This is a genomic window from Enterobacter sp. QK-SA4 (assembly GCF_056856775.1).
In genome coordinates this window covers 2404294-2427579 of sequence record NZ_JBXFXH010000007.1, presented here as the reverse complement: position 1 = coordinate 2427579, position 23286 = coordinate 2404294, and the positions used below count along the sequence as shown (strand labels likewise).

Here is a 23286-nt window from a genome sequence, read left to right as displayed (position 1 = left end):
GTTCCTCAGTGATAGCCTTCAGTATCCGACACTTTGCCCCGGAAGACGTAGTAGCTCCAGGCGGTGTACACCAGGATCACCGGAATAATCAGCAGCGTGCCTACCAGCATAAACAGCTGGCTGGCAGGCGGGGCCGCGGCTTCCCACAGGGTGATGCGCGGCGGAATAATGTTCGGCCAGAGGCTGATGCCGAGCCCGCTAAACCCGAGGAAAATAAGCCCCAGCGTCAGCAGGAAGGGGCGGGAGTGGCTGGCCGGGTTGCGGGTCAGGCGCCAGATCAGCACGCTGAAAAGCGCAACCAGCAGAGGCACCGGCAGGAACCAGAAGAAGTTGGGCAGGGTAAACCAGTGCTCGGCCACGTACTGCCAGCCGAGCGGCGTCCAGATGCTCACTACTGCAATAACCACGATCAGCGCCAGCAGCACGTGGCGGGTCAACTCGCGCATGCGGGCCTGCAGCGCGCCTTCACTTTTCATAATGAGCCAGGTGGTGCCCAGCAGCGTGTAGGCCACAACGAGACCGATACCGCAGAAGAGATTGAAGGGGGTGAGCCAGTCAAGCGCGGAGCCAACGAAACGCCGCCCCTCAACGTCGAAGCCGTTAATCACGGCGCCCACCACCACGCCCTGGCTGAAGGTCGCGAGCAGGGAGCCGCCGGCAAAGGAGTAATCCCAGAATTTGCGGTGCGACGGCGTGGCTTTGAAGCGGAACTCAAAGGCGACGCCGCGAAAGATGAGACCGATCAGCATCGCGGTGAGGGGGATCGTCAGCGCATCAATGATCACCGCATAGGCCAGCGGAAACGCGCCGAACAGACCCGCGCCGCCGAGTACCAGCCAGGTCTCGTTGCCGTCCCAGACCGGCGCCACGCTGTTGACCATCACATCGCGCTCCTTCGCATCGCCCACGAAGTTAAACAGCAGGCCGATGCCCAGATCAAAGCCATCCATGATGATGTACATCAGCGTGGCAAAGACGATGATGGCAAACCAGATAACTGAGATATCGACGCCCATCAGGTTCTCTCCTCTTCAGGAACAGACTCAGCGGCAGACAGCGGACGGGCGGGCGTGCCCGAGGTGTTTGACGTCAGCGTATCGACAGGCTGCGGTCCTTTTTTAATCAGCCGGATGAGGTAAACATAGCCCACCCCAAACACCGACGAGTAAACGACGAAGAACGCCAGCAGGCTGATGCTCATCTGCAGGGTGCTGTGCAGCGATACCGCGTCGATGGTGCGCAGATAGCCGTAAACCACCCACGGCTGGCGGCCCACCTCGGTGGTGACCCAGCCGGCGAGCAGCGCCAGCAGCCCGGCAGGCCCCATACAGAGGGCAAACAAGTGGAACGGGCGAGAGTGGTATAGCCGATGGCGATAGCGCAACCAGACGCTAATCAGCCCGAGGGTAATCATCAGCAGCCCCATCCCGACCATGACGCGGAACGACCAGAAAACGATGGTCGAGTTTGGCCGATCTTCTTTCGGAAAATCCTTCAGCGCCGGGACCTGCTTGTCCAGGCTGTGCGTCAGAATAAGGCTGCCGAGCGCGGGGATCTCCAGGCCGTATTTGGTGCGCTCCTCGTCCATATCCGGCAGGCCAAACAGCAGCAGCGGAGTGGCCTCGCCCGGCGGATTTTCCCAGTGTCCCTCAATGGCGGCAATTTTGGCCGGCTGATGCTCAAGCGTGTTCAGGCCGTGCATATCGCCCACGACCGCCTGGATGGGGGCGACCAGCAGCGCCATCCACATCGCCATGGAAAACATGGTGCGGACGGCGGGGGTATCGTTACCGCGCAGCAGGTGCCATGCGCCCGACGCGCCGACAAACAGCGCGCTGCTCAGAAACGCGGCGATAGCCATATGAATCAGGCGGTAAGGGAAGGAGGGATTAAAGACGATCGCCAGCCAGTCCTGCGGAATAACCTGTCCGTTTTCGATAGTGAAGCCCTGCGGCGTATGCATCCAGCTGTTGGACGCGAGGATCCAGAAGGTCGACATCAGCGTGCCGAGCGCCACCATGCAGGTTGAAAAGAAGTGCAGGCCAGGGCCGACCTTATTCCAGCCGAACATCATGACGCCAAGGAAACCGGCTTCAAGGAAGAAGGCGGTTAACACTTCATAGGTCAGAAGGGGGCCGGTAATACTGCCCGCGAACTGTGAGAACCCGCTCCAGTTGGTGCCAAACTGGTACGCCATGACCAGCCCGGAAACGACACCCATCCCGAAGTTAACGGCAAATATCTTGAGCCAGAAATGGTACAACGATCGCCAGACGTCGTTTTTGGTGCGCAGCCACATGCCCTCCAGCACCACCAGATAGCTGGCGAGGCCGATGGTGATCGCAGGAAAAAGGATATGAAACGAGACGGTAAAAGCGAACTGAATTCTGGCCAGATGGAACGCGTCGAGTTCGAACATGGTCCGTACCTCTGAAACGATGGGGCACGAGAATTGCCGGGCAGTTTATGGCTGCCCGGCAAAACCGATTACGTTTTAGTCTTACCGGCACCCAGCTCGGCACCGGTCAGCGGGTCAGAATGTGGATCGGACTTCGTGCGGGCAGACATCGCCTTGACCAGGGTTGCCTGTTCGGTCGTGAGCGTGACGCTTGCGCTGCCATCGCCGCCGTCAACCGCAGGCTGGGGGGACTCAACGTAATCGAAATGTTTATCGCTGTTCCAGCTTCCGCGAACCTCACCACCTTCAGACATATTGTAGTACTTGTTGGTGAATTCCTCGATTGGCGGCAATTTTCCCGGTGGGAAATTATTACGGATGGACTGCAGCGCCTTCTCAAAGGAGAGCTGGTGCGCCGCCTCGCGCGTCATCAGAAACGCCAGGGCATCCTTTACGCCGGGATCGTCGGTCACGTTGATCAGCCGTTCATAGATGATTTTCGCTCTGGCCTCTGCTGCCACGTTTGAGCGCAGGTCCGCCGTTGGCTCGCCGATGGTATCGACGTAGGCCGCCGTCCAGGGCACGCCCGCCGAGTTAGTGAGCGGGGTGCCGCCACCGTACAGCAGGGAGGTGATGTGGCTGTCATTGCCGTTTTCGGTCATGGAGCGATACAGCTCGGCCTCGTTTTCCACCCCTTCCGCCAGCGCGCCTTTGGCACCTTTATTAAGCATGCCGACCAGAGTACCGATGATTTCGAGGTGGCTTAGCTCCTCGGTCGCGATATCCATCAGCATATCTTTACGGCCCGGATCGTCATCGCTCAATCCTTGCGTAAAGTACCGGCAGGCGGCAGCCAGTTCGCCCTGAGGCCCACCGAACTGTTCCAGTAAAAGGTTGGCGAGGCCAGGGTTCGGTTCGGCAACGCGAACCGTGTATTGCAGCTGTTTGACGTGTCGGAACATGGCGATTCTCCCGGATTATTTTTTCGCTTCGACGCCCGATGCGTCTGAACGCAAAAGGAACTGTTCCGTGGTCTGCGGAATATGGCGGATCAGCCAGTCGGCCATTTCGCGCTCTTCCGCCAGAATCGTCTCGATGGCCGGCACCGAGGCGACGTCGCCTGCTTTCTTAGCCGCCGCGAGCAGGGAGGTATAACAGGCGATTTCAAACTGTTCGAAAACATAGCCGCTGATCGAGCCCTTTACGATCTCATCGGCTTTGTTGAATAAATCAGATTTCGGGTAAGTCTCCCCCGTAGCGGGTTGTGTTTTCAGGCAATACGCACGCTTTCAGGCATACCTGCTTTCGTCATTTTGTTCAGCGCTCGTACCAGGGCCATAGCCTCTGCAACCTGACCATCGTAGTCACGCAGTGTCAGTGAACCTCCGAACAGCTGTTTTACCCGGTACATCGCCGTTTCCGCTATCGAGCGACGGTTGTAATCTGTTGTCCATTTCCACCGCGCATTACTCCCGGTCAGCCGCTGATTCGCAACAGCACGGTTACGGTCTGCATATTCACCGGGCCAGTAACCCGCGCCTTTTCGGGGCGGGATAAGCGCGCTGATTTTCTTACGCCGCAGTTCATCGTGACAGAGCCGGGTGTCGTAAGCGCCGTCTGCCGATGCTGCCCTGATTTTTCTGTGAGTCTGCCGGATAAGACCCGGGAAGGCTTCTGAGTCCGTCACATTGTTCAGCGACAGGTCTGCACAGATGATTTCATGTGTGTTGCTGTCAACTGCCAGATGCAACTTTCGCCATATACGACGGCGTTCTTTGCCGTGTTTTTTGACTTTCCATTCGCCTTCACCAAAGACCTTCAGCCCGGTGGAATCAATCACCAGATGCGCGATTTCACCTCGGGTGAACGTTTTGAAACTGACATTAACCGACTTTGCGCGCTTGCTGACACTGGTGTAATCCGGGCAGCGCAACGGAACATTCATCAGTGTAAAAATGGAATCAATAAAACCCTGTGCAGCCCGCAGGGTCAACCTGAACACGCGTTTAATGACCAGAACGGTGGTGATGGCGAGATCAGAATAGCGCTGAGGTCTTCCCCGTGATGAAGGCGTTGCCGACTCATACCAGGCCTGAATAGCTTCATCATCCAGCCAGAAAGTTATGGAGCCACGGTTGATGAGGGCTTTATTGTAGGTGGGCCAGTTGGTGATTTTGAACTTTTGCTTTGCCACGGAACGGTCTGCGTTGTCGGGAAGATGCGTGATCTGATCCTTCAACTCAGCAAAAGTTCGATTTATTCAACAAAGCCGATCTCATCCGATGGGAACATGCCGCCAATGGACTGCCCGAGCGCCGCCATTTTGCTCATCGAATCTTTTAAAACCGAACGAGAAATATCATTACGGTCGAGGATTTCTTCCAGCAATGTAATTTGCCGTTTTGTCTCATTAATATGCTGCTCAATTCTGGCGCGAACATCAGGATAATTATCGATACGGCTGGCCATGGATTCCAGCATAGATTCGGCTTGCTTTTCCATCGCATGGGCATCGCGTAGCCAGTCATGGTAGTGTTCTACGTGATTCATCATTGTATCCTCATTAGGGGTTCGCTTATTTGGTCTCACTTTCAGCAGCCTGATCGGCACGCGCGGCACTGTAGCCAGATAAATGGCCGACAATATTGGCGTAAATACTGATGATAATGACCCATAGCACGCTATTCTTCCACCATATTACGGAGGGGATGGCGAGAATGAACCATATTATGGCTGCCGCTAAATGGCACCGTTTAATTGTCCTGGGACTGATGCTCATTTTATTTAACCTGTATTATTGCGTCATTTCTGCGCTTTTTGGTTAATATTTCCTACGGCCAGGTCGGTGAGTTTAAGGTCGGTCTCTTTTTCTTCTTCCAGCGTTTCGGCAAGAAGCTTAACGGCTTTTTTATAGCCCAGTTGCTCTGCTAATGTGGCAAGGGTACCGTAGCTCGCAATTTCGTAATGCTCGACTTTTTGCGCGGCGGCAATAAGTGCGGCATCACGTACTTCATTTTTTTCCGTACTTTCGATGACTTCGTTGGCTTCTTCAATTAAGCCTTCCATCGCCACGCACTTCATGCGTTTGATCTTAATACCGTCTTCCTGCTCAACGATTTGGTCAATACGTTCAATCTGACCCTGCGTCTCTTCCAGGTGGGCGGTAAAAGCTGCGCTCAGCTTCTCGCTGGAGGCGGCGCGGGCAAGCTTGCTTAACGCTCGGGTAAGCTGCTTTTCTGCGCTGTAGGTATCCGACAGAAGATGAATAAAGACATCCTCGACGCTTTTCATATTCATAATAATTACGCTCCGGTAAAATAAAGAAAGGGTACTGCGAGCTTTTCAGCCCGCAGCATGCTCTCTGGTTTTATTAAAAGAGTATTAAATAAGATCAGGAGTTATCAGATTTACGGCCTCCGCCGTGACTGTTCTGTCCCCCTTTCTTACCCGCTTCAGAAGCGCGTTGCGGATCGTTTTTAAAGTTCCCACCGCTATGCTGGCCACCTTTACGTCCAGCTTCTGATGCTTTTTCACGGTCTTCAGCGAAATTACCGGAACCACCACGATGCTCTGCCATATTAAACCTCATAGTCATATATTGGTTATGCCAGTACGATACGAAAATATTCCGTATCACTCGTCGTTCGAGTAATAACTCTAGTCGCTCTGCGGCATCCGTCAAATGCGTTTTGCTATTTGCGGTTGCGTTATTTTTAAATATTTGTAAATTTACGCTTCGCTTAGAAGGGAAATATGGATAGACAGGAAGGACTTGTAAACAGCCATTCAGATTAATCCTAACTTCGAGCTAAAAATTTGAAAGGTGAGGATAAAAATAATGGCTTACTCGAATTGGTTAATTGGCATTCAGGAGAGACCAAAAAAATACTCCTTTATAGCTAGAAAGCGGAACCCTAAATAATTATAAGGAAAATCCTGGATAAAAGCGTTCAGGTTTAAAGGGCGGTTCCGTTCGGCGCTGTTCAGGGACCAGTAGCACACGGTTTGACCACTGTCGTCTTAAGATCACAATTCAGAAATTCTTCCCCCCGGAAGGAACGGGTTTCTCTACACTCCAGGTAATATTCACTGGAGGCATGACATCATGGCGAACACCATCACGGCTGATGATATTCGGGAACACTTTTCGCAGGCTATGTCGGCGATGTACCAGCAGGAAGTTCCGCAGTACGGCACCTTGCTTGAACTGGTTGCGGACGTAAACCTGGCGGTTCTGGAAAATAATCCACTATTACATGAACAACTGGCTAACGCCGATGAGCTTGCGCGCCTGAACGTGGAGCGTCACGGGGCGATCCGCGTCGGCACGGCACAGGAACTTTCAACCCTGCGCCGTATGTTTGCCATTATGGGCATGTACCCGGTCAGCTATTACGATCTCTCTCAGGCGGGGGTGCCCGTCCACTCAACGGCGTTTCGTCCGATAGAGGATGCGGCGCTGTGCCGGAATCCGTTTCGTATTTTTACCTCGCTGCTGCGTCTTGATCTGATTGAAAACGTCGCGCTGCGCGAGCGTGCCGCGGAGATCCTGTCTCACCGCAACATCTTCACCCCGCGCTGCCTGGAACTGATCGACCTGCACGAGTCGGAAGGGGAGTTTTCTGACGCACAGGCCCATGAGTTTGTGCAGGAAGCGTTAGAAACCTTCCGCTGGCACCGTCACGCGACGGTCGATCGGGAGACCTATCTGGCCCTGAGCAACGAGCATCGCCTGATTGCCGACGTGGTCTGCTTCCCGGGCTGCCACATTAACCATCTCACGCCGCGCACGCTGGACATTGATCGGGTGCAGGAGCTGATGCCGAAGTACGGTATCGAACCAAAAATTCTGATCGAAGGGCCGCCGCGTCGCGAGGTGCCCGTTTTATTGCGTCAAACCAGCTTCAAGGCGCTGGAAGAGCCGGTGCTGTTTGCCGGTGAACATAAAGGCACCCACACCGCGCGCTTCGGTGAGATTGAACAGCGCGGCGTGGCGCTGACCCCGAAAGGCCGTGAACTGTACGATAGCCTCCTCGCCCAGGCCGGTACCGGTAAAGATAACCTGACCCATCAGCTGCATCTGCGGGAGATCTTTAGCGCCTTCCCGGATAGCGAAATGCTCATGCGCCGTCAGGAGCTGGCTTATTTCCGCTACCGCCTGACGCCAGCCGGGGAAGCGCATCGGCATGCGTTTCGTCCCGGAGACGATCCGCAGCCGCTGATCGAGCGCGGATGGGTGGTTGCCCAGCCCATCACCTACGAAGATTTCCTCCCGGTCAGCGCCGCGGGGATTTTCCAGTCCAACCTCGGGAACGAAACCCAGGCCCGCAGCCACGGTAACGCCAGCCGCGATGCATTTGAAGACGCGCTGGGATGCCCGGTGTATGACGAGTTTACGCTCTACCAGGAGGCTGAAACGCGCAGCAAACAGCGTTGCGGTTTGCTCTGAAATCGTTACTCTGCTGGGGTGTGATGGAAAAATTAAGGTCGTTATGCAAAATCCTTCCGCCCCTGTGGTTGAAACGCGCCAGGGCGCACTGTCTGGTTTAACCGATGAAAACGTTCACCTCTGGTGCGGTATTCCCTACGCCGCGCCGCCCGTGGGGGAGTGGCGCTGGCGCTCGCCCCGGCCGCCTGAACGCTGGGATGGCCTGCGCGAGGCCACGGCATTCTCGCCCTCAAGCTGGCAAAGCAGCGAGTATTGTCAGGAGCTAGGCGGCGGCGATCCGGGCCAATTTTCCGAAGATTGTCTCTACCTTAACGTCTGGTCCCCAACAGAGCGCGCCGAGCCGCTGCCGGTTATGGTCTGGCTGCACGGGGGCGGGTTTACGATTGGTGCCGGAGGCCTGCCGCCGTATAACGGCAAAGCGCTGGCCACGCGCGGCGTGGTTGTGGTCACGATCAACTACCGTCTCGGCCATCTCGGCTTTTTCGCCCATCCCGCGCTGGAAGGCGAGGAAGGGCGCGTGGTGCATAATTTTGCCCTGCTGGATCAGATCGCCGCGCTCGAATGGGTGCGGGATAACATCGCCGGGTTTGGCGGCGATCCCGCTAATGTGACCCTGTTTGGCGAATCCGCTGGCGCGCGCAGCGTGCTCTCGCTGCTGGCCTCTCCGCTGACAGCTGGATTGTTCCATAAGGCGATTGTACAAAGCGGTTACACCTTACCTGACACGCCGCGCGAGCTGGCACTGCAGAAGGGGGAAGCGCTGGCCGCCCATTTTGGCCTGGAAAATGCGACCGCCGAACAGCTGCGCGCGATCCCACCCGAGGCCTTTTGGCCGCTCACCGCGCCGCTGAACGTCGCCCCGGCGCCTATCGCTGGAGACTGTGTTCTGCCGGAAGCCATGCTGGACGTCTTTTTCGCCGCCCGTCAGCATCCGGTGCCGGTAATGATTGGCTCCAACAGCGATGAGGCCAGCGTGATGGCGGTGTTTGGCATCGATCTCGCCGGACAAATTCAGAAGCTTCGGCGCGAACGCCGCTTCGGGCTCGGGCTGATTAAATTGCTCTATCCGGGCGTGAAAGGCGATGAAGAGCTGGGCAGGCAGGTGTGCCGCGACATGGCGTTTACCACCATGGGCTACGTGGTGATGCAGGCCCAGCAGCGCGTCGGCGGATTGTGCTGGCGCTACTGGTTTGACTATGTCGCAGAGGCGGAACATGCCACGTACATCAACGGTGCCTGGCACGGCAACGAAGTTCCCTACGTCTTCGATACGCTCGGTCAGGTGGAGCCTTCGCGTCAGTACGTCAATGAGCGAGATCTGCAGTTTGCTGCCCACGTGGCGGATTACTGGGTGAGCTTTGCGCGTGACGCGGGTCCTCGCGACATCCTGCCCGGGCCGACGCACTGGCCCGCGTGCCGCAAAGGTCGGGACGTTCTGTTACGCATTGGCGTGAATAAACATGCAGCGTTCAGGCTTGAAAACCGCTTTATGCGCGCCCGCATGAGCCTCTTCAAGCGGGTAATGAAGCACCACGTCAGCCTCGATTAAGCAAACAGGCGCGAAACGCCGCGAGACCATTTTCCTCGTCTGGCGTTTCGCGCAGCACCAGCCGGTAGCTTGCGCCAGTTTTTATGCTTGTCTCATAGGGCCGTACCAGCCTTCCAGCGTGAATATCTTCTGCCACCAGCGTTTCGTCGGCGATGGCGACGCCCAGCCCCTGAATAGCGGCCGTAATGGCGAGATCCATCGTGTCGAAGTGTTGATTTTTGTGCATGGCAAAGCCCGGGCCTTCCTGTTTCGTCAGCCACAGCGACCAGTCCGTCTTATCCCTTGTGGGGTGAAGGAATGTTAACGAACCCAGCGCAACACCCGCCCGCACCGGGCTTATCACCGGGGTGAGCGCCTCTTCGAACAGCAGATCGCCTGCGCTCATGTGCGTGCCGAACACGATGGCCGCGTCGTAAGATTCGGTTTTGAAATTGACGTTGTGATCGGTGGTGGTGGTCAGCGCGATCTGCAGATCAGGATGCTCGCGCTCCACCTCCAGCAGGCGCGGCACCAGCCAGCGCATGGCGCAGGTGGGGGCCTTCAGCCGGATCACCCTGTGCTGGCTGCGGGCCTGGTCGGCCACGGACAGCAGCTGCTCGAAAGCGGACTGCAGCTCCGGAAGCAGGGCGCTACCCTGCGGTGAGAGGCGCAGCCCGCGCGCGTGGCGCTCAAAAAGCGGAAAGCCAAACCACGCCTCAAGGGAGGCTATCTTGCGGCTCACGGCCCCCTGCGTCAGACACAGTTCCGCGGCGGCATGGGTAAGATTGAGGTGACGCGCGGTGACTAAAAATGCGTCGATGGCATTAAGGGGGAGCGAACGGCGCGACATAAAAACACCTCAGCTATGCATTTTTCTCATGGCTATTATGACAACAATTCGATTGTCCCGACAGCACAGATGTTGTTTGAATAGTTATGCAATGTCCATGAGAAGGGAAAGAGGATGACTTTACGAACGCCAGTGCAAACGCGCTCCAAACTGCCGGATGTGGGAACCACCATTTTTACCGTTATCGGCCAGCTCTCGGCGCAGCATAACGCGATTAACCTTTCTCAGGGCGCACCGAATTTTTCCTGCGACCCGAAGCTGATTGCGGGCGTCACCCGCGCAATGGAGGCGGGGCATAACCAGTACGCGTCGATGACCGGTCTGCAGCCGCTCAAAGAACGTATTGCCGATAAAATTGCCACGCTCTACGGCACGCAGTACGACCCTGCCAGCGAGGTGCTGGTGACTGCCAGCGCCAGCGAAGGGCTCTATTCGGCGATTAGCGGGCTGGTGCACCCGGGCGATGAGGTGATCTACTTTGAGCCGTCCTTTGACAGCTACGCGCCGATTGTCCGTCTTCAGGGGGCAATCCCGATTGCCATCAAGCTCACCGTGCCGGATTTTGCCGTCAACTGGGATGAGGTTCGCGCCGCGATCACGCCGCGCACGCGCATGATCATCATTAATACGCCGCACAACCCGAGCGGTCAGGTCTTCTCCGCCAGTGACCTGCAGCAGCTGGCGGCGCTGACGCGCAATACCGACATCATTATTTTGTCTGACGAAGTGTACGAACACGTCGTTTTTGACGGCGAGCCACACCACGGGATGGCCACGCACCCGCAGCTGGCGGAGCGCAGCGTGATTATTTCCTCTTTCGGAAAAACCTATCACGTCACCGGGTGGCGCGTGGGTTACTGTGTTGCACCGGCGGTACTGATGGACGAGATTTGTAAAGTGCATCAATTTTTAATGTTTTCTGCCGATACGCCAATGCAGCACGCGTTTGCTGAGCATATGGTCGACCCGCAAACCTGGCTGTCGCTGTCGGCGTTTTACCAGCGCAAGCGCGATCTGCTGCACAGCCTGCTGGCCGATTCGCCGTTTACGCTGCTGCCGAGCGCTGGATCGTTCTTCATGCTGGCGGACTACAGCCAGTTCAGCGACGAGCGCGACAGTGAGCTGGTGAAACGGCTGATCGTTGAGTACGGCGTTGCCACCATTCCGCTGTCGGCGTTTTATGCGGACGGTACGGATAATAAATTGATTCGTCTCTCTTTTGCGAAAGATGAGGCGACGTTACGGGCAGGTGCCCAGGCCCTGTGTCGGGTTAAACCACGCTGAGATAGGCTCTGAGGAGTTGTAGATGAAATTACGCGCGTTAGTTGTCGGCATGGGATTGCTGTGTACTTTTTCTTCCTTTGCGGCTACCGAGCTGCGTTACGGGCTGGAAGCGGAATATCCGCCGTTTGAGAGCCGCAATGCGGCGGGCGAACTGGAAGGGTTTGACGTTGAACTGGGGAATGCCATCTGCAAAGCGGCAGCGCTGAAGTGCAGCTGGGTTGAAACCTCCTTTGATGCGCTGATCCCGGGCCTGGTGGCGAAGAAATTTGACGCCATCAACTCGGCGATGAACATCACCGAGCAGCGCCGCAAGAGCATTGATTTTACCCAGCCGATCTACCGTATTCCGTCGCAGCTGGTCGGCAAGGCAGGTACGGCGGTTGAGGCAACGCCTGAGGGGCTGAAGGGCAAAACCATCGGCGTGCTGCAGGGATCCATCCAGGAAACCTATGCCAAAGAGCACTGGGAAAAGCAGGGTGTCACCGTGGTGTCTTATAAAGATCAGAATATGGCCTGGGGCGATCTGCTGAATGGCCGTATCGACGCCTCGCTGGTCATGTCCGCGGCCGGGCAGGCAGGTTTCCTCAGCAAGCCGCAGGGGAAAGGGTTTGGCTTCATCGGCAAACCGGTGTCTGACGACACTATTCTCGGCAGTGGGATCGGTTTTGGGTTGCGTAAGGGTGACGAGGCCACCAAAAAGCAGCTTGATGCCGCGATCGATAAAGTACGTGCCGACGGCACGATCGCTAAACTCGCTGATAAGTACTTCCCGGGTATCGATGTCAGCGTAAAATAACCGCCTCATTAGCCCCGGCGAACGATGTCGCGCCGGGGCATTTTTCTACACATTTTCCAGGCTTTCTTTACACCACTTTCGGGCCGTTCTGGTCGACAGAAAATATTTCTCACTTTGTTCATATAATCACCGGCCAACAATTGGATTCTTAACCATTTTTGTTTAGGCTGTGCGTTCTTTCTTGCCGTCATTTCGCCGAGCGCGAAACACATTCACACGACCATAAGGACGTTTTTCCAGGCATGAATCGCAGACGTTTTCTAAAAGGCTCGCTGGCAGTGGCAGCCCTGAGCGGCACATCTGGCCTTGCTTCCCTGTTTTCCAAAGCGGCATACGCTGCCGACTCTGACATTGCTGACGGCCAGAGCCGTCGTTTCGACTTCTCCGTACTGCAATCCATGGCGCATGACCTGGCAAAAACCCCGTGGGGTGGCGCGCCGCGCCCGCTGCCGGAGACGCTGGCCACCATGACGCCGCAGGCGTACAACGCCATCCGCTACGATGAAAAACAGTCACTGTGGAACAACATAGAAGGGCGTCAGCTGGACGTGCAGTTCTTCCATATGGGGATGGGGTTCCGCCGCCGCGTGCGGATGTTCTCGCTGGACCAGTCGACCTCTATGGCGCGCGAGATCCACTTCCGTCCGGAGCTGTTCAGCTACGGCGAAACGGGTGTGGATACCAAACAGCTGGAAGGGCAAAGCGATCTCGGGTTTGCGGGCTTCCGCGCCTTTAAGGCGCCTGAGCTGGCGCGTCGCGATATCGTCTCCTTCCTGGGCGCGAGCTATTTCCGCGCGGTGGATGACACCTACCAGTACGGTCTTTCCGCGCGCGGTCTGGCGGTAGATACCTTTACCGACACCCCGGAAGAGTTCCCGGACTTTACCTCCTTCTGGTTTGAAACCGTCAAGCCAGGCGACACGACTTTTACCGTCTATACGCTGCTCGACAGCCCGAGCATCACCGGTGCCTATAAATTCGTGATCCACTGCGAGAAGAGCCAGGTGATCATGGAGGTGGAAAACCACCTCTACGCGCGGAAGGACATCAAGCAGCTCGGCATTGCGCCGATGACCAGTATGTTCAGCTGCGGCAATAACGAACGCCGCATGTGTGACACCATTCACCCGCAAATTCATGACTCCGACCGCCTGGCGATGTGGCGCGGCAACGGGGAGTGGATCTGTCGTCCGCTGAACAACCCGCAGAAGCTGCAGTTTAATGCCTATATGGACAAAAACCCGAAAGGGTTCGGTCTGCTGCAGCTCGACCGCGATTTCTCGCACTATCAGGACGTGATGGGCTGGTATAACAAACGCCCGAGCCTGTGGGTTGAACCGCGTAACGACTGGGGTAAAGGCGCGGTTGGCCTGATGGAGATCCCGACCACCGGCGAAACGCTGGATAACGTGGTCTGCTTCTGGCAGCCGGAAAAAGCGGTGAAAGCGGGCGACGAGCTGGACTTTAAATATCGTCTGTACTGGAGCGCCATGCCGCCGGTGCGCTCTCCGCTGGCCAACGTCTTCGCCACCCGTACCGGCATGGGCGGCTTCCCGGAAGGCTGGGCACCGGGGGAAAATTACCCGAAAGTGTGGGCCCGTCGCTTTGCTATCGACTTCGTCGGTGGCGACCTGAAGGCCGCTGCGCCAAAAGGCATCGAGCCGGTGATTACGCTCTCCAGCGGAGAAGCGAAGCAGGTTGAGATCCTCTACGTTGAGCCGTTTGACGGCTATCGTATCCTGTTTGACTGGTACCCAACCTCGGATTCGACGGAGCCGGTGGATATGCGCCTGTTCCTGCGCTGCCAGGGCGATGCCATCAGTGAAACCTGGCTGTACCAGTATTTCCCACCGGCGCCGGATAAACGTAACTACGTTGACGACCGGATAATGCGTTAACGATCGATTCCCTCTCCCTCCGGGAGAGGGTTAGGGTGAGGGGCAATGACCGCAGCAAAATCCGAAATTATCCCGGTATCTGACGCTCTCGAGCTTCGCGCCGTCGAAGAGCGCTACGCCGCCGATCTGCATAATCTCGTCGTCAAAAACAAAACCTTTCTGCAAACCGCCTTTGACTGGGCGCAGCACGTAGGCAGCGAGGACGATACCCGCCGCAACGTGCAGAGTAACCAGATGCTGCACCAGCGCGGCTACGCCAAAATGTTTCTGATCTTCAAGGATGATGCGCTGGTTGGCGTGCTGTCGTTCAACACGATTGAACCGACGAACAAGACCGGGTACATCGGCTACTGGCTGGATGAAGGCCACCAGGGGCAGGGGATCCTCTCCCGCTCACTGCAGGCGTTTATGCGCTACTACGCTGTACGCGGGGAGATCCGCCGTTTTGTGATCAAGTGTCGGGTGGCGAATCAGCACAGCAACGGCGTTGCCGTACGCAACGGTTTTACGCTGGAAGGGTGCCTGCGGGAAGCGGAATACCTGAATGGTCGCTTTGACGATGTGAACATCTACGGTAAGATCTACGCCCTATAACGCCCCCAGCAGCGGGGTGCGGGTGATGCGCTGGTCGCCGTTAATCACTTTTTCGCCGCGCAGGTGAATGCTCTCCCCGGCAAAGGCTTCGATGACCGCATCATCGGTGATTTCAACCCGGTGCTCGACGAGCACATCCCCGCTGATCCGCGCGCGTCCCTGGATCACCACCTTATCGTCCAGCATGATCGGCCCGCCGCGCAGCCAGGCCTGACCGCCAATCAGAACGTGGTGCTTGATGACGCAGTTTCCCTCGACCACGGCATTCTCCGCAATCTGCGAGCTGTAGCGCACCGTTGGGATGGCATCTTCATCAAAGCCGGCAATCACGCGGGCGTTACCATAGACCTTTGCGCAGTCGCACACCCACACGTTGTTGAGTTCGTTTCCCTCGAGGATGGCGTTGTCGAAGACTTCGGCGCGGTGCTCAACAAAGGCAAAATTCACCATCGCTTCGCCGTAGATTTGCGCCTGGTGCACAATGCGCGACTGGCTGACGGTCGCCTTATTGTAGATTTGCAGGATCTGGTCATGGTCCGGCGTCAGCCCTTTGGCGGCAATGATAACGCTATTGTGCAAAATGCGGGCGTCGCCGTAGAGATGGCACTCGCCCCGCACACAGGATTGCTGAATGGTGACGTTGTCACTTATTCGCGCCCCGTGGCTGACCTCTGCGCCGTCCAGCCAGCAGCTGTCACCGATACGGGCATCATGGCTCACGACGCACGGCAGGGTAAGACGCGCGTTGCCGGACACGGTCGCTCCGGCGAACACCACGCTGTTTTCGTCGTAGATCCAACAGTCGCCGTTCTGCGCGAGGGCGCGCTCATCGTCAATCCAGCCGCCTCTCGTCCCGACAGTCACGTCGTTAAAGTCCGCCGTGGCAATAATCTGCCGCAGCGTAGTGGCGTGGGTGGTTTCGCCATTTTTCCATTGCCAGAGGCGGGTCTCGTCGCTGAGGCGATATTTGTTCATCTTTATTTCTCTGATAAGCGTCTTAACTAAACGTAGCAAATTTTTCGATTTTCGAGCGGCTGGCAACCAGACGGTAAACGCCTTAAAATAGCATCCTGGATGCACTTTCACTTTATGAGAACGCAGGAAAACAATGACTGTCGATGAGAATTACTTCACAGAGAAATATGGCTTAACCCGTACCCATTCAGAAGTGCTGTACAGCGCGGAGATTGTGAAACCCGGTAAAACGCTGGATCTGGGCTGCGGCAACGGCCGCAACAGCCTTTATCTGGCGGCCAACGGTTACGAGGTGACCGCGTGGGATAAGAACCCGATGAGCATCGAGAATATCGAGCGCATTAAGGCGGAAGAAGGGATCGATAACCTCCACACGGCGATTAAAGATCTCAACAACCTGAGTTTTGACGGCGAGTACGATTTCATTCTCTCCACCGTGGTGCTGATGTTCCTGGAGTCAAAAACCATCCCGGGTCTTATCGCCAACATGCAGCGCTGCACCAAGCCCGGCGGCTACAACCTGATTGTTGCCGCGATGGACACGGTGGATTACCCGTGCACCGTCGGCTTCCCGTTTGCGTTCAAGAGCGGTGAGCTGAGCAACTACTATGAAGGCTGGAAGTTGCTCAAATACAACGAAGACGTTGGCGAACTGCACCGCACCGATGAAAACGGTAACCGCATCAAGCTGCGCTTTGCCACGATGCTGGCGCGCAAGCCCGCTTAACGGGCGGCCAGCAGGCAGATCTGCAGGGCCGTGTTGTAAGACGCTTCGAACGACGACAGCGGCAGGAATTCAAACTTCGAGTGGAAGTTATGCGCGCCGGTGAAGAAGTTCGGCGTGAGTAGCCCTTTTGCCGAGAGCGCCGCGCCGTCGGTACCGCCGCGCATGGGCGTCGGCTTCGGCGTGATGCCGAGCGATTCCATCGCCTCGAACATCAGATCGATAGCGCGCCGGTCCTCACCAATCGCATTGCTGATATTGCTGTAGGTATCTTCAATGCGATAGTCCACCCTGGCCGTTGGATACCGGGCGGCAACCAGCGCGGCTACGTCGGCAATCTGCTGCTTGCGGGCGGCAAAGCTGTCCTTGTCAAAGTCGCGGATATTGGCCTTAAGAATGGCCTCGTTTTGCCCGGCCTGAATGCCGTTAAACCAGATATAGCCCTCACGCCCCTCGGTGCACTCCGGCGTTTGCTGGCGGTCAAAATGGTTGATGTAGTCAGTCGCCATCAGCAGGGGGTTCACCAGCACGCCTTTGGCGGACATCGGGTGCGCCGTTACGCCGGTAAAGCGGATTTCAGCGGCTGCCGCATTAAAGTTCTCGTAGACAATTTCCCCCAGCTCGCAGCAGTCGATGGTCCAGGCGAAGTCGACGTCAAAGCGCTTAAGGTCCAGCGCTTTTGCCCCGTTCAGGCCGATCTCTTCGTCAGGCACAAACGCCACGACGATATCCCCGTGCAGATGTTCCGCCGTCAGGTTTTCCAGCACCGTCATGACCACCGTGACCGCCGACTTATTATCCGCGCCCAATACGCTGGTTCCGTCGCTGAAAATAATCTCCTCATTCGGATAAGCCAGAATTTCAGGGTGCTCGTTAACCCGCAGCCAGATGTCTTTCTCTTTATTCAGACAGAGATCTTCACCGGTAAACGTTAATATTTGTGGATGAATATCCGGTGATAATCCCACGTCCACGGTATCAATATGGGTTATAAAGCCGATGCGCGGCGCGCCGGGCACGTTGCCTTTTTTAACCGCCGTTACCGTGGCGAATTCATCAATCACAATATCGTCTAACCCCAGCTGTGCCAGCTCCTGCGCCAGCTCCCGCGCCATGTCGTGCTGGCCCGGCGTTGAGGGCAGGGTTTTGACTTTGGGATCGCTCTGGCTGGTGATGGCGAGATAGCGGAAAAAACGGTGCGTTAATTGTCTGGAAAGCGGCGAGCCCATAGTGATTTGTTCCTTATTTATTTTTCGGGTGTTTGCCACATCACTTTAATGTTATTTATGAAATGGCAAAAGAATTAATTAGCCGTCGAATTAAAAAGACAGGAATAAATGATGAAAAGCAAACTCACAACTATAACGCTGGCGCTCGCAGCACTCACGGTCAGTTCCACCGTCGCCGCGAAAACGCTGGTGTATTGCTCCGAAGGATCGCCGGAAAACTTTAATCCTCAGCTATACACCTCGGGAACCAGCGTGGACGCCAGCGCCGTACCGGTCTATAACAGGCTGGTTGATTTCAAACCCGGCACCACGGAGCTGGTGCCAAGCCTGGCGGAGCGCTGGGAGGTCAGCGACGACGGTAAGGTTTACACATTCCATCTGCGTAAGGGCGTTAAATTCCAGAACAATAAATCCTTCACGCCGACCCGCGACTTTAACGCCGACGACGTGATTTTCTCGTTTATGCGCCAGAAAGACGTGAATCATCCGTATCACAACGTCTCTAACGGCAGCTACTCCAACTTCGAAAGTCTGGAGTTTGGCAGCCTGATTACCGGCATTGATAAAGTTGATGACCACACCGTGCGCTTTACCCTGGCGCACCCGGAAGCGCCGTTTGTCGCCGATCTGGCATGGTATTTTGCCTCGATCCTGTCCGCGGAGTATGCCGACGCGATGCTCAAAGCGGGCACGCCGGAAAAGGTGGATATGGAGCCTATAGGCACCGGGCCGTTTAAGCTGGCGCAGTATCAGAAGGATTCGCGGATCCTGTTTACGGCGTTTGCCGACTACTGGCAGGGGAAATCGAAGCTGGATCGGCTGGTGTTTAGCATCACCCCGGATGCCTCCGTGCGGTTTGCCAAAATCGAGAAGAACGAGTGTCAGGTGATGCCGTTCCCGAACCCGGCGGACCTGCCGCGCATGAAGGCGAACAAGGACATCAACCTGATGAGCAAAGCCGGACTGAATACCGGCTTTCTGGCGTTCAATACCCAAAAGCCGCCGCTGGATAACGTAAAAGTCCGTCAGGCGCTGGCGATGGCCATCAATAAGCCGGCCATTATTGATGCGGTTTTCCACGGCACCGGCACTGCGGCGAAGAACCTGCTGCCGCCGGGCGTCTGGAGCGCAGACAGCGAGCTTAAGGATTACGATTACGATCCTGAAAAGGCGAAAGCGCTGCTGAAAGAGGCCGGTTTTGCCAACGGCGTGAGCGTCGACCTGTGGGCGATGCCGGTGCAGCGTCCGTACAATCCGAATGCGAAACGCATGGCGGAGATGATTCAGGCCGACTGGGCGAAAATCGGCGTACAGACCAAAATCGTCACCTACGAGTGGGGCGAATACCTTAAGCGCGTGAAGGGCGGGGAACACCAGGCCGCGCTGATGGGCTGGACGACCGCAACGGGCGATCCCGACAACTTCTTCGGTCCGCTCTTTACCTGCACCTCGGCAAACGGTGGCTCAAATTCGGCGAAATGGTGCTATAAGCCCTTCGATAAAATTATCGCGGAAGCAAAATCAACCACCGATCGCGATAAACGCGTGGCGCTGTATAAAGAGGCTCAGCAAATGATGCATGATCAAATGCCGGCGGTGATGATTGCGCATTCAACCATTTTCGAACCGGTGCGCAAGGAGGTGAAGGGCTATGAAATTGACCCGTTTGGCAAACATCTGTTCTGGCAACTGGATATAAATCAGTAATTTTTCACTGCCCGGCACGCCTCCGGGCAGTCTTTTCGCAATTTGTGCTCTCCGCATCATTTTTTGTCACAACAAACCCATCGGTCTTTTGCTATAACTTCAAATGCATACTTGCAGATAACATGGAAAACTATCATGCGTACTCAAACTTTTTTTAAAGTTGCAGTGCTTACTGGTCTGTTGGCGTTGGCGGGCTGTTCTTCAAAAGTTGCGGCTCCCGAACAATATTCTGGCTTTTTAAAAGACTATTCCGGCTTGCAGCAGACGACGTCTGCGACGGGTAAACCAACGCTGCGTTGGGTTGATCCTTCTTATAACGAAGCTAATTACGACAGTATTCTCTGGACGCCGATTACTTATTATCCTGCGCCTAAACCGACTGACCTGCCCCCCGTTGATTAGTACACCCCGATGTTAGTAATGTCTTCATAAGCCACATGAGGACATCCCCATGAAGAAGCGTTTTTCCGACGAACAGATCATCAGTATTCTCCGCGAAGCCGAAGCTGGGGTACCCGCCCGTGAACTCTGCCGCAAGCATGCCATTTCCGATGCCACGTTTTACACCTGGCGTAAGAAGTATGGCGGTATGGAGGTGCCTGAAGTTAAGCGCCTGAAGTCGCTTGAGGAAGAGAACGCCAGACTCAAGAAGCTGCTTGCCGAAGCCATGCTGGATAAAGAGGCGCTTCAGGTGGCTCTTGGGCGAAAGTACTGACGACAGACCAGAAGCGGGAAGCCGTGATGTTGATGTGTGATGCGACCGGTCTGTCGCAACGTCGTGCCTGCAGGCTTACAGGTTTATCCCTGTCGACTTGCCGCTATGAGGCTCACCGTCCGGCTGCTGATGCGCATTTATCAGGGCGCATCACTGAGCTGGCACTGGAGCGCAGGCGTTTTGGCTACCGTCGTATTTGGCAGTTGCTGCGCCGTGAAGGGCTTCATGTTAATCATAAGCGCGTGTACCGGCTTTATCACCTCAGTGGCCTGGGCGTAAAACGCAGAAGACGTCGTAAAGGGCTGGCAACAGAACGTCTGCCGCTGCTCCGTCCGGCGGCGCCCAATCTGACCTGGTCGATGGATTTCGTCATGGACGCACTTTCCACCGGTCGCAGGATCAAGTGTCTTACCTGCGTCGATGATTTCACAAAGGAATGCCTGACGGTCACTGTTGCCTTTGGGATTTCAGGCGTTCAGGTCACGCGTATTCTGGACAGCATTGCACTGTTTCGAGGCTATCCGGCGACGATAAGAACTGACCAGGGGCCGGAGTTCACTTGCCGTGCACTGGATCAATGGGCCTTTGAGCATGGTGTTGAGTTGCGCTTAATCCAGCCGGGCAAGCCAACGCAGAACGGATTTATTGAGAGCTTTAACGGACGATTTCGCGATGAATGTTTGAATGAGCACTGGTTCAGCGATATCGTTCATGCCAGGAAAATTATTAATGACTGGCGGCAGGATTATAACGAATGCCGCCCGCACTCCACGCTGAATTATCAGACACCGTCTGAATTTGCAGCGGGCTGGAGAAAGGGTCATTCTGAGAATGAAGATTCCGACGTTACTAACTGAGTGTTGTATCTAATCGTGGGGGCAGGTCAGTCACACTGTACATAACAAAGTATGATGACGGAGGAGCTACGGTGTCTGATGTTTACCGCTTCTATTTAGATAAAGACAACAGCGGGAACATTATAAAGGCCCTTAAAGATCGATCGCCGTTCCTTGAAGCCAATACAAGAAATGTTACAGCTTCTGCTTATGGGAACACGGTAAATATAAAAATCACAGGTAAGGTTTATTCATTCACTAATTCGGATCTGTTCTATGCAGATGGTGTAGCGATCATGCCTGTAATTAACCTCATAGCAAATGGAATAAGAGATTAATTAGCATAAGGAGTTTTAGAAATGGCTGTACCAGTACACCTCTTTTTGAAAGACGATGGTGGAGCAATGATCCGTGGCGGTTCTGATGTTGCAGACCGTGAAGGAAGTATAGAGCTTAGAGATCTGATCCATAACCTGAGCATTCCAACAGATGAGGCAACAGGTAAACTTACAGGTACAAGGCAACACTCAGCTTTCAGTTTAACAAAAGCAATTGATTCATCTTCACCCTATCTATACAAAGCAGTGGCTACAGGTCAAACGCTTCAAAGTGCTGAATTAAAGTTCTATCACATCAATGATGCTGGTCAGGAAGTGGAATACTTCAATATTCTTATGGAAGGTGTGAAAGTCATTTCAATAACTCCAGTTATGCATGATACAAGAGATTGTCCCGGTACTGGTCACCTGGAAAATGTATCTTTGCGATACGCAAAAATCACATGGAAAATCCTGGACGGAAATATTCAATACACTGATGCGTGGAATGAACGCCTTACAGCGTAGGCGTTATAAACGAGCAGCGCCGGAAGGCGCTGCAACAGTTTACGCTGATGCCCGAACTGCAGGGCGCAGCCGACTCACGCTAAATAACACCGATCCCGTTGAGGCTATCACGGCTATCCACAGCGCAAAATGCACGGCCCGGTCATGGTCTGATTCGGTCGTCGCCAACAGCACGCCCACCGCGGCGGCACCGAGACACTGGCCGAATGTCCTCACAATCGACAACACGCCGGAGGCGTAGCTGGCATATTCCCGCGCCACGTTAGAGAGCATCTCCCGGTTATTGGGGCTCTGGAAGCAGCCAAACCCAATCCCGCAAACCAGACTGCGCAGGCAGATATTCCATGCGGAAGGGCTTTCCGGCAACGTCGCCAGCAGGATCAGCCCACCGACAAAAATCATCAGCCCGATTGTCGAGATCAGCGGCGCGGAAATCGTATCTGCCCAGCGTCCCGCATGCGGTGCAATCAGCACGATGCCAATCGGCCACGGGGTGAACAGCAGCGCGGAGACCACAGGGCTGTAGCCATACACGCACTGAAACAGGAACGGCAGCGCGACAAAGGTGATGCCCTGACTGACAAACGAGGCCAGTGAGGTCAGCGCGGCGAGGGTGAAGCGCCCGTTGCTGAATATCACCGGGGGCAGTAACGGATGTTGCGCGCGCCGGATACGCCAGGTAAAGGCGAAGGCGCTGACCAGCGCGAGAACGCCCCAGAAGACGGCCTGCCGGTTAATGTGTTGCGTCACGTGCTGAAGGCTGTCGGCCAGCATGATCGCCGAACCTAACAGGACGGCGGAGAGCACGGCGCCCGGCGCGTCAAAGGGAGTACGGTCAACGGCCGATTCCCGCGGCAAGGCCCGCCATGCCAACAGCAGGGCGATGCTGCCCGGAATAAGGTTAATAGCGAACAGCCATTGCCAGCTCAGGGCGTCCAGTATTGTTCCGCCGAGTACCGGGGCTATCGCCGTGCTGGAGGCGATAAGCAGGGCGTGCAGCCCCAGAATACGGCCCAGCAGTCGCCCCGGAAAAACGGACCGCAGGATCGCCGGAGCGATACTCAGGGTCGCCGCGCCGCCGATGCCCTGCAGAATTCGCATCCCGGTTAACATTTCCGGCGTTGTTGCCAGCGCGCAGCCGAGTGAGGTGAGCGTAAAGGTGGCAAGCCCGGCAAGAAATACCCGGCGATAGCCCACGCGCGCCGCCAGCGCGGCGAAAATGGCCAGCGTCATCGCCGCTGACAGCAGATAACCGTTGGCGAACCAGACCGCCACGTTCGCGGGCACCTGCATCGCTCTTGCCATGGAGGGCAGCGCGATGTTGATCATGGTGCCGTCAAAGACGCCCATCAGCGTGGTTGTCATAACGGCGGCCAGGACCCGGGCGCGTTCATGCCCGGGTAAACCCTCATCGCCGGGCTGGTTTGAAAATAGCGTCATCGTCGTTACTCCGCATAA

General features: G+C 55.9%; 22 protein-coding genes and 3 pseudogenes. 12 read left to right on the top strand and 13 right to left on the bottom strand.

Features of this window, described 5'->3' with window-relative positions:
• Window positions 1-5: 5 nt before the first annotated feature.
• The 9 genes and pseudogenes from cydB to AC1VYI_RS13080 form a co-directional block, all read right to left on the bottom strand.
• The gene (gene cydB, locus AC1VYI_RS13120; protein WP_134866265.1) at window positions 6-1016 is read right to left on the bottom strand and encodes a cytochrome d ubiquinol oxidase subunit II; all 1011 of its coding nucleotides are present in this window, start codon (window positions 1014-1016) and stop codon (window positions 6-8) included.
• Window positions 1016-2419 (bottom strand): cytochrome ubiquinol oxidase subunit I, encoded by a 1404-nt coding sequence (locus AC1VYI_RS13115; RefSeq protein WP_226483777.1) that lies wholly within the window; start codon window positions 2417-2419, stop codon window positions 1016-1018. The genes cydB and AC1VYI_RS13115 overlap by 1 nt, the downstream gene beginning before the upstream one ends.
• A 68-nt stretch (window positions 2420-2487) precedes the next feature.
• The gene (locus AC1VYI_RS13110; RefSeq protein ID WP_045354917.1) at window positions 2488-3360 is read right to left on the bottom strand and encodes a manganese catalase family protein; all 873 of its coding nucleotides are present in this window, start codon (window positions 3358-3360) and stop codon (window positions 2488-2490) included.
• A 15-nt stretch (window positions 3361-3375) separates the two neighbouring features.
• Window positions 3376-3615: pseudogene (locus tag AC1VYI_RS13105) on the bottom strand (DUF892 family protein); the annotation flags it as partial.
• Window positions 3616-3668: 53 nt separating this feature from the next.
• Window positions 3669-4637, bottom strand: a complete 969-nt coding sequence (locus AC1VYI_RS13100) for an IS5 family transposase (protein WP_016151349.1) — start codon at window positions 4635-4637, stop codon at window positions 3669-3671.
• Window positions 4638-4669: 32 nt separating this feature from the next.
• Window positions 4670-4948, bottom strand: a pseudogene (locus AC1VYI_RS13095) (DUF892 family protein); the annotation flags it as partial.
• A 25-nt stretch (window positions 4949-4973) separates the two neighbouring features.
• Window positions 4974-5177, bottom strand: a complete 204-nt coding sequence (locus AC1VYI_RS13090; protein ID WP_008502273.1) for a hypothetical protein — start codon at window positions 5175-5177, stop codon at window positions 4974-4976.
• Window positions 5178-5200: 23 nt separating this feature from the next.
• Window positions 5201-5695: a YciE/YciF ferroxidase family protein gene (locus AC1VYI_RS13085; protein ID WP_023311678.1), complete on the bottom strand. Its 495-nt coding sequence runs from the start codon at window positions 5693-5695 to the stop codon at window positions 5201-5203.
• A gap of 94 nt (window positions 5696-5789) precedes the next feature.
• Window positions 5790-5975, bottom strand: a complete 186-nt coding sequence (locus tag AC1VYI_RS13080; protein ID WP_004150795.1) for a con-10 family general stress protein — start codon at window positions 5973-5975, stop codon at window positions 5790-5792.
• Between the two features lie 528 nt (window positions 5976-6503).
• Here AC1VYI_RS13080 and hglS point away from each other — a divergent pair.
• On the top strand, window positions 6504-7847 hold the full coding sequence (gene hglS / locus AC1VYI_RS13075) for a 2-oxoadipate dioxygenase/decarboxylase HglS (protein WP_134866262.1): 1344 nt from the start codon (window positions 6504-6506) through the stop codon (window positions 7845-7847).
• A 43-nt stretch (window positions 7848-7890) separates the two neighbouring features.
• Window positions 7891-9396 carry a carboxylesterase/lipase family protein gene (locus tag AC1VYI_RS13070; RefSeq protein WP_226483779.1) on the top strand — a complete coding sequence of 502 codons (1506 nt, stop codon included), beginning with the start codon at window positions 7891-7893 and terminating at the stop codon, window positions 9394-9396.
• On the opposite strand, the gene AC1VYI_RS13065 is transcribed toward AC1VYI_RS13070, so the two are convergent.
• Window positions 9383-10225 carry a LysR family transcriptional regulator gene (locus tag AC1VYI_RS13065; protein WP_226483794.1) on the bottom strand — a complete coding sequence of 281 codons (843 nt, stop codon included), beginning with the start codon at window positions 10223-10225 and terminating at the stop codon, window positions 9383-9385. The two genes, AC1VYI_RS13070 and AC1VYI_RS13065, sit on opposite strands and share 14 nt — an antisense overlap.
• A 114-nt stretch (window positions 10226-10339) precedes the next feature.
• Between AC1VYI_RS13065 and AC1VYI_RS13060 the strand changes: the two genes are divergently transcribed.
• The 4 genes from AC1VYI_RS13060 to rimL all read left to right on the top strand — a co-directional run bounded on the left by AC1VYI_RS13060 (window position 10340) and on the right by rimL (window position 14797).
• On the top strand, window positions 10340-11509 hold the full coding sequence (locus tag AC1VYI_RS13060; protein ID WP_134866260.1) for a pyridoxal phosphate-dependent aminotransferase: 1170 nt from the start codon (window positions 10340-10342) through the stop codon (window positions 11507-11509).
• Window positions 11510-11531: 22 nt separating this feature from the next.
• Entirely contained in the window at window positions 11532-12305 is a 774-nt protein-coding gene (locus tag AC1VYI_RS13055; protein ID WP_025756391.1) for a transporter substrate-binding domain-containing protein, read from the top strand.
• Window positions 12306-12547: 242 nt separating this feature from the next.
• Complete coding sequence (locus AC1VYI_RS13050; RefSeq protein ID WP_023311684.1) at window positions 12548-14203, top strand: glucan biosynthesis protein D; 1656 nt, start codon at window positions 12548-12550, stop codon at window positions 14201-14203.
• 45 nt (window positions 14204-14248) lie between these two features.
• Window positions 14249-14797 (top strand): 50S ribosomal protein L7/L12-serine acetyltransferase, encoded by a 549-nt coding sequence (gene rimL, locus AC1VYI_RS13045; protein WP_134866257.1) that lies wholly within the window; start codon window positions 14249-14251, stop codon window positions 14795-14797.
• Here the strand turns inward: rimL and ydcK are convergent.
• Window positions 14792-15772: a YdcK family protein gene (ydcK, locus tag AC1VYI_RS13040; protein WP_134866255.1), complete on the bottom strand. Its 981-nt coding sequence runs from the start codon at window positions 15770-15772 to the stop codon at window positions 14792-14794. The two genes, rimL and ydcK, sit on opposite strands and share 6 nt — an antisense overlap.
• Window positions 15773-15905: 133 nt before the next feature.
• On the opposite strand from ydcK, the gene tehB reads away from it, so the two are divergent.
• A complete protein-coding gene (gene tehB / locus AC1VYI_RS13035) occupies window positions 15906-16499 on the top strand; it encodes a tellurite resistance methyltransferase TehB (RefSeq protein ID WP_134866253.1) in 594 nt (197 codons plus the stop codon).
• Here tehB and pepT read toward each other — a convergent pair.
• Entirely contained in the window at window positions 16496-17725 is a 1230-nt protein-coding gene (gene pepT, locus AC1VYI_RS13030) for a peptidase T (RefSeq protein ID WP_134866251.1), read from the bottom strand. The genes tehB and pepT overlap by 4 nt on opposite strands.
• 111 nt (window positions 17726-17836) lie before the next feature.
• Between pepT and AC1VYI_RS13025 the strand changes: the two genes are divergently transcribed.
• From AC1VYI_RS13025 to AC1VYI_RS13005, 5 genes and pseudogenes are all read left to right on the top strand, one after another.
• On the top strand, window positions 17837-19432 hold the full coding sequence (locus AC1VYI_RS13025) for an ABC transporter substrate-binding protein (protein WP_134867376.1): 1596 nt from the start codon (window positions 17837-17839) through the stop codon (window positions 19430-19432).
• A gap of 135 nt (window positions 19433-19567) precedes the next feature.
• Window positions 19568-19813: pseudogene (locus AC1VYI_RS13020) on the top strand (DUF3313 family protein); the annotation flags it as partial.
• 70 nt (window positions 19814-19883) lie between these two features.
• A protein-coding gene (locus AC1VYI_RS13015; RefSeq protein WP_087451024.1) for an IS3-like element ISSen4 family transposase occupies window positions 19884-21004 on the top strand; the annotation gives its coding sequence in 2 pieces (ribosomal slippage) (window positions 19884-20142 and window positions 20142-21004; 1122 coding nt in all).
• A gap of 71 nt (window positions 21005-21075) precedes the next feature.
• Entirely contained in the window at window positions 21076-21321 is a 246-nt protein-coding gene (locus AC1VYI_RS13010) for a hypothetical protein (protein WP_134866180.1), read from the top strand.
• A 21-nt stretch (window positions 21322-21342) separates the two neighbouring features.
• Window positions 21343-21828: an Hcp family type VI secretion system effector gene (locus AC1VYI_RS13005; protein ID WP_023311839.1), complete on the top strand. Its 486-nt coding sequence runs from the start codon at window positions 21343-21345 to the stop codon at window positions 21826-21828.
• Window positions 21829-21867: 39 nt separating this feature from the next.
• Here AC1VYI_RS13005 and AC1VYI_RS13000 read toward each other — a convergent pair whose 3' ends face one another.
• Entirely contained in the window at window positions 21868-23268 is a 1401-nt protein-coding gene (locus AC1VYI_RS13000; protein ID WP_226483816.1) for an MFS transporter, read from the bottom strand.
• Window positions 23269-23286: the final 18 nt, after the last annotated feature.

Coding starts and splice junctions, on each gene's coding strand:
- AC1VYI_RS13025 (WP_134867376.1), top strand. CDS start 17,837: ATGAAAAGCAAACTCACAACTATAACGCTGGCGCTCGCAGCACTCACG.
- AC1VYI_RS13080 (WP_004150795.1), bottom strand. CDS start 5,975: ATGGCAGAGCATCGTGGTGGTTCCGGTAATTTCGCTGAAGACCGTGAA.
- AC1VYI_RS13050 (WP_023311684.1), top strand. CDS start 12,548: ATGAATCGCAGACGTTTTCTAAAAGGCTCGCTGGCAGTGGCAGCCCTG.
- AC1VYI_RS13090 (WP_008502273.1), bottom strand. CDS start 5,177: ATGAGCATCAGTCCCAGGACAATTAAACGGTGCCATTTAGCGGCAGCC.
- AC1VYI_RS13055 (WP_025756391.1), top strand. CDS start 11,532: ATGAAATTACGCGCGTTAGTTGTCGGCATGGGATTGCTGTGTACTTTT.
- AC1VYI_RS13000 (WP_226483816.1), bottom strand. CDS start 23,268: ATGACGCTATTTTCAAACCAGCCCGGCGATGAGGGTTTACCCGGGCAT.
- AC1VYI_RS13060 (WP_134866260.1), top strand. CDS start 10,340: ATGACTTTACGAACGCCAGTGCAAACGCGCTCCAAACTGCCGGATGTG.
- AC1VYI_RS13070 (WP_226483779.1), top strand. CDS start 7,891: ATGCAAAATCCTTCCGCCCCTGTGGTTGAAACGCGCCAGGGCGCACTG.
- pepT (WP_134866251.1), bottom strand. CDS start 17,725: ATGGGCTCGCCGCTTTCCAGACAATTAACGCACCGTTTTTTCCGCTAT.
- AC1VYI_RS13085 (WP_023311678.1), bottom strand. CDS start 5,695: ATGAATATGAAAAGCGTCGAGGATGTCTTTATTCATCTTCTGTCGGAT.
- AC1VYI_RS13115 (WP_226483777.1), bottom strand. CDS start 2,419: ATGTTCGAACTCGACGCGTTCCATCTGGCCAGAATTCAGTTCGCTTTT.
- rimL (WP_134866257.1), top strand. CDS start 14,249: ATGACCGCAGCAAAATCCGAAATTATCCCGGTATCTGACGCTCTCGAG.
- cydB (WP_134866265.1), bottom strand. CDS start 1,016: ATGGGCGTCGATATCTCAGTTATCTGGTTTGCCATCATCGTCTTTGCC.
- AC1VYI_RS13110 (WP_045354917.1), bottom strand. CDS start 3,360: ATGTTCCGACACGTCAAACAGCTGCAATACACGGTTCGCGTTGCCGAA.
- ydcK (WP_134866255.1), bottom strand. CDS start 15,772: ATGAACAAATATCGCCTCAGCGACGAGACCCGCCTCTGGCAATGGAAA.
- AC1VYI_RS13065 (WP_226483794.1), bottom strand. CDS start 10,225: ATGTCGCGCCGTTCGCTCCCCCTTAATGCCATCGACGCATTTTTAGTC.
- tehB (WP_134866253.1), top strand. CDS start 15,906: ATGACTGTCGATGAGAATTACTTCACAGAGAAATATGGCTTAACCCGT.
- hglS (WP_134866262.1), top strand. CDS start 6,504: ATGGCGAACACCATCACGGCTGATGATATTCGGGAACACTTTTCGCAG.
- AC1VYI_RS13005 (WP_023311839.1), top strand. CDS start 21,343: ATGGCTGTACCAGTACACCTCTTTTTGAAAGACGATGGTGGAGCAATG.